General features: G+C 58.9%; 5 protein-coding genes and 1 tRNA gene. 2 read left to right on the top strand and 4 right to left on the bottom strand.

Annotated features, from left to right (window positions below):
- Window positions 1-201: 201 nt before the first annotated feature.
- The 3 genes from EOA85_RS28985 to EOA85_RS28975 all read right to left on the bottom strand — a co-directional run bounded on the left by EOA85_RS28985 (window position 202) and on the right by EOA85_RS28975 (window position 1,239).
- Entirely contained in the window at window positions 202-654 is a 453-nt protein-coding gene (locus tag EOA85_RS28985; protein ID WP_127212042.1) for a cupin domain-containing protein, read from the bottom strand.
- A gap of 142 nt (window positions 655-796) precedes the next feature.
- On the bottom strand, window positions 797-976 hold the full coding sequence (locus tag EOA85_RS28980) for a hypothetical protein (protein WP_029353754.1): 180 nt from the start codon (window positions 974-976) through the stop codon (window positions 797-799).
- A gap of 53 nt (window positions 977-1,029) precedes the next feature.
- Window positions 1,030-1,239: a hypothetical protein gene (locus tag EOA85_RS28975; protein ID WP_127212041.1), complete on the bottom strand. Its 210-nt coding sequence runs from the start codon at window positions 1,237-1,239 to the stop codon at window positions 1,030-1,032.
- A 1,246-nt stretch (window positions 1,240-2,485) separates the two neighbouring features.
- On the opposite strand from EOA85_RS28975, the gene EOA85_RS28960 reads away from it, so the two are divergent.
- Entirely contained in the window at window positions 2,486-2,932 is a 447-nt protein-coding gene (locus EOA85_RS28960; protein ID WP_245486110.1) for a potassium channel family protein, read from the top strand.
- A 502-nt stretch (window positions 2,933-3,434) separates the two neighbouring features.
- Window positions 3,435-3,520: transfer RNA gene (locus EOA85_RS28955), tRNA-Leu, on the top strand.
- A gap of 43 nt (window positions 3,521-3,563) precedes the next feature.
- Here EOA85_RS28955 and EOA85_RS28950 read toward each other — a convergent pair.
- Window positions 3,564-4,142 carry an NUDIX domain-containing protein gene (locus EOA85_RS28950; RefSeq protein ID WP_065008177.1) on the bottom strand — a complete coding sequence of 193 codons (579 nt, stop codon included), beginning with the start codon at window positions 4,140-4,142 and terminating at the stop codon, window positions 3,564-3,566.
- Window positions 4,143-4,342: the final 200 nt, after the last annotated feature.

The following is a 4,342-nucleotide window of genomic DNA, read 5'->3' as shown; positions in this document are numbered from 1 at the left end:
GTGCCCAACCGGAATACGATTCCGTTTGCGGCAAATCAGATTGCCTCCCGTTAGCGATCTTTCTGAATCGACGTTCGGGAAACCGCAGACACCACTCGGGACTCAGATCAGAACTGGAAGCGCCTGATCCGGCCGCTCAGAGGGTCTCGACCTCCACCATTCGAGCCTGCAGGCGGTTCAATCAATTTGATCCCCGAACTGTCATTTTTTGCTCGGATCGTCCGCCGGATTGACGTAGTTGATCGTGAACGGTCCGTTGCCATGAACCTGAATAATCGTTTCGCTTGTCATCCAGGCGAAGTGATTCATTCCGGCCGGCGCAACTCCGAAGCCGCCAGCGGTTAGTTCGATGCCTTTCGCCTCGTCGAACTTATCGCCCATTCCGATATGAAAGTTGCCGGAAAGCACCGTTATATATTCCGCGGTGGGATGACTATGTGCGGCAATTTTGTAGCCGGCGGGCGTCTTCAGTCGCAGCACATAAGGCCCATCCTTTGAGGGATCTCCAGCGATAACCGCTATGTCCGCGCCAGCGGGAATGACAGCAGGAGCAGGGCCCCATTTGATACTGTCGGCGTTCACTGGCCGATCATCGGCAAACAGAGGCGCTGTCCCAACAAGCAACAGCGCCAGAGCAGAGGCGAGCTTGAGCATGACAATCTCTCCATTGGTTCGTAGAGGACAGCGTCAAATTTCAACGCTGAATCACTCACCAATTGGAGCCTACCAATGCAGAACGCCCGAACGCATCCTCCGAACGGGGGACGCGCTTTCGCAGTGGCCTCGGAAGCCGCCGTTAAGTGTCCTCCCGCTGTTCCCTGTCGCGGCAGTTAAGAAGTTCGACCAGATCGTCGGCCTCTTCGATCGGCATGTCGATCAAGGGGACACCCACCTCGACAACCGGCAGCCCTGTGAACACATCGATGATGTCCCACGTGCCTTCAGGTGTCTTCTCAATGTCGTAGCGTTGAGTCATGGGGAGTAGTGAGCCATGGGGGTAGAGGGGAAGACCTGGCGCGTTTTACTCGATCATCGCTCGTTCGGGGTTCGGGAATGCGGAAATGGATCCCGCCCGGCCTGATCAAGCGCCTCAAGCAATGAGGCAAGGGGGCTGGGCAGTCGCAGGTCGACGGCAAGATCCAGCGCGTCGTGTAAATACCGGCGATTATCTTCGGAACGGATCAGTTGCCGAACGGCTTCGGCAACAGACTTCCCTCGTTCTGTGTCAAACTCTGCCATGTTCGGGATTCCAGTAGCTTTAGTGCGAAACTCAGCCACTACGAAATTGTTCCAGGTGGAAACGATCTTGTTTGAACCTCAGTGTTTGATTCCCTCGCTGGGAAGAGTTGCCGCCGGCCCGGTAACGGCAGCTATGCTGTTGACTTGGGCACGAATTTCGTGCCGACGATCCGCATCCAAGGCGGGTCGCGCGTGCCATGATGCGGGCCAGAAAAAACGCTCTAGCCTTGAGGGACCGGTAACGGTTGGGTGACGAGCCCGCCCCGGCGAGGGGGGAATCCGGGACAGGCTCGGCTCCTCAGAACATGCCGGATTTCTCCGACTGGCCTCCAAACCACTCTGCCCGCGCAAAGTTCCATTGCGTGGTGATCATTTTTCCTCGCGAAAGTCCTGCAGCGAGGCATGCCGAAGGTCTTCCTGCCACGCGGGTGTTGGCGATCCGCGCAAGAACGAAGGCGACGATTTTTACGTCTGCCCGATCTGGGCGCAGCCGGTCGATATGCGGGATCTCAGGCAAGTGATCTGGCACGATAAGCCGGTGCACGATCGGCTGGAAACGGACGCCTAGCGGCGCCTTTCTCGCCCGCGCCGTTATGACCGAACCGTAACCTCGACCGGCAAGGGGGAGCGCTGGTTTTGCAGCGAGGCAGAAGCGCGATCAGCGGGCTGGCGAAAAGCGCGACGGTGACGTCCGCCTTGCTCTTGTGCCGCAGCTATTGCGCGATTTTGGTTCCGTTGACGCCCGGCAATCATGGACGGCCCAGGGGCGAGCGGTCGAGTTCCGGTTCTCATAGCACACTAGCCCAGCACTAAGCCTGCAATCAAAACGGTAAACCCGATAGAAAGCGGACCGCCAAAAGCCAGCCAGCCTCCAAAACACTATTTTCCTGCCGATCCATAACAGTCTCCTCTTTGACGCTGCCCCTGATTACGAAAGCTCTGGGGAGCGGATCGGTTCCGACGGATTTGCCGACGACCCGGAGAGATGGCACCACAGGGCGTCGCGTTCGCCCTCACCATTCGCGTCGGCGGCGATCGCATCGCGTGGCGTCAGGGCCACGAGCTCATGGATGGCACCGTTGATCTCACCGCGCTCCAGACGCTCCCACAAGTTGGCGCAGGACGATGTTGGAGCGGATGTCGTCGATAGCCTCGATGAAGGCGGCGGGCAGCATCGGGCTCGTACGTCGCGACAAGCTGTTCGAACCGCTCGCGCGGTGATAGGCGTTGAGCATCTGAAGCCTACTTGAAGGTACCGCAATTGGTCATCGCGTTCGCCATATCTGCAGGTCTCGCACTGGTAACGGTTCTGATGCACTATGAGGTGCTGAATATCGCCGGAGCGATGAGGCGTCGTTTTTCACTTCCGATGCGGGTTGATCTGCTGCTCTTGGTTATCGCAGCGATCATTGCTCACGTGGTGGGGATCTGTCTTTTCGCGGTCGCCTATGCCTGGATGCACCAGCATCGAGACCTTGGAGCTCTCGCAGGCTTGTTTTCCGGGAGCGCAGCGGATTTCTTCTATTTCTCGATCACCTGTTACACGACCATCGGCTTTGGCGAAGTCTATGCCACTGGGCCGATGCGGATCGTTGCTGCCTTGGAAGGTCTCAACGGACTCGTCCTGATCACTTGGTCAGCATCGTTCGCATACGCATCGACTTCGGATTTGTGGAAGCGGAAGCAAGACTGACGCACGTGCGGTAGTGCTTTGAGCGCCTAAGCTTCCACAAACGCGATGAGGGCTCGCACGCGGCTTGGCCGCGGATGGAACCATCAACAATGCCGAGGTCGAGTTCGTTCAAAAATGGCTGGCAGCGAATGCGGAGATCAGCAATCAACCGATCATCCGAACCATGCAGCCCTCCCCCATTGGAACCCCGCGTAGCTAATCCCAATTGGAGATTAAGGCTGCACACTGCACGGGCTGCGCGTCACCTATGCCGCCGCCATTCGGCGCGTGGGCAATGACGCCGGGACGAGGCGCCGACGCGCTGGGGGCCGCTCTACGCGCTTGGGCGAGCACCATACCAAGCATGTCGAGAAAGAGGTTGGACGCTGCGAGCATGGACCAGAAAGTATGGCAAAAACGGGCTCCGGCGAATGAAAAGGGGAACGCAGTTTTGCACAACACAATTTTCGGACTGCACAACGCCGATTGACGAAATCGCCTAAGTAGTTGAAACGAAAAGGGCGCGGACGTGGCGGAATTGGTAGACGCAAGGGACTTAAAATCCCTCGATCTCTGATCGTACGGGTTCGATTCCCGTCGTCCGCACCAGCACACCGACGGCGCTCCTCGGCGGCGTCCAGGTTCCGGCAGATCAAGCCCGGATCGGGTTCAGCTTCAGATGCTGGATCAGGATGATCGTCTTGGCGTCGATGATGCGGCCGTCGGCGATGCCGGCCAGAGCTTCATCGAGCGGCATCTCCAGAACCTCGATGTCTTCGCCTTCTTCCGGCGCGCCGCCGCCGTCCGAGATGCGGTCGGTCGGCGAATAGCGCGCGACGAAGAACCAGAGCCGCTCGGTCACGCTGCCAGGGCTCATAAAGGGCGAAAACAGCCGATCAACGTCCTTCAGGTGGTAGCCGAGCTCCTCTTCCGCCTCCTTGCGGATGCAGGTTTCGGGATCGTGTTCATCGAGCAGGCCGGCGCAGGCCTCGATCAGCGGCTCGCGGTGGCCGGTGACGTAGGCCGCGTAGCGGAACTGCCGAACGAGCAGAACCGTCGAGCGCTCGGGGTCGTAAGGCAGGATCACCGCCCCGTCGCCGCGATCGTAGGTCTGGCGGATCTGCGTCTCCCATTTCCCGTCGCGCCGGCGATAATCGAGGACGGTCTTTTTCAGGACTGCCCAATCATCGGAAAGAACTTCTTCCGAACGGATACGAATGCGGTCTTCCATGGTGAACTCCGTGCTGCCGGCGTGAGGACTACAGCGCCGCGCGTCCTCTTGGACGCGCAAAAGACGCTGTAGCACTTTTGATCCGCGCATGATCCATTCCGAAATCGGAATCGATTTTTGCTGCGCTGACCTTCGGTTCGGGGTCATGCGCTAGCTGCGAACCGGCCCGTGCGCAATCCCAACAGCAATTGGTCCAGGGG

The sequence above is a fragment of the Mesorhizobium sp. M5C.F.Ca.IN.020.29.1.1 genome (assembly GCF_003997375.1).
Lineage (GTDB): Bacteria > Pseudomonadota > Alphaproteobacteria > Rhizobiales > Rhizobiaceae > Mesorhizobium > Mesorhizobium wenxiniae.
The sequence above is the reverse complement of the archived record's forward strand: the minus strand, read 5'-3'. Positions and strand labels throughout refer to the sequence as shown.

Bases quoted from the DNA above. Each gene is read 5' to 3' on its own strand.
- EOA85_RS28985 (WP_127212042.1), bottom strand. From the start codon at position 654: ATGCTCAAGCTCGCCTCTGCTCTGGCGCTGTTGCTTGTTGGGACAGCG.
- EOA85_RS28980 (WP_029353754.1), bottom strand. From the start codon at position 976: ATGACTCAACGCTACGACATTGAGAAGACACCTGAAGGCACGTGGGAC.
- EOA85_RS28975 (WP_127212041.1), bottom strand. From the start codon at position 1,239: ATGGCAGAGTTTGACACAGAACGAGGGAAGTCTGTTGCCGAAGCCGTT.
- EOA85_RS28950 (WP_065008177.1), bottom strand. From the start codon at position 4,142: ATGGAAGACCGCATTCGTATCCGTTCGGAAGAAGTTCTTTCCGATGAT.